This is a genomic window from Aquabacterium sp. A08, from assembly GCF_011742065.1.
This window is the reverse complement of sequence record NZ_JAAQQT010000007.1, coordinates 1-305: the sequence shown is the minus strand read 5'-3', so window position 1 is coordinate 305 and position 305 is coordinate 1. Positions and strand designations below refer to the sequence as shown.

General features: G+C 67.9%; 1 protein-coding gene. It reads left to right on the top strand.

The window, feature by feature from the left end:
* Nucleotides 1-305, top strand: a 305-nt coding sequence (gene rmuC / locus HA630_RS00045; RefSeq protein ID WP_166831944.1) for a DNA recombination protein RmuC, incomplete at both ends; no start/stop codon positions are given.

Sequence of the window (305 nt, the reverse complement as noted above, 5' to 3'; positions counted from 1 at the left end):
CGGGTGCGGCTGGAGGCCAAGTCCATCGCCGAGAAATACCTGGAGCCGCCGCACACCACCGATTTCGCCCTGCTGTTTCTGCCCACCGAAGGCCTCTACGCCGAGGTGCTGCGCCGCCCGGGGCTGGTGGAGCTGCTGCAGCGCGAGCACCGCGTCACCCTGGCCGGCCCGACCACGCTGCTGGCCATGCTCAATGCCCTTCAAATGGGTTTTCGCACCCTGGCGCTGGAGCGGCGTTCCAGCGAGGTCTGGCAGGTGCTGGGCGCGGTGAAAACCGAATTCGGCAAGTTCGGGGACGTGCTGGC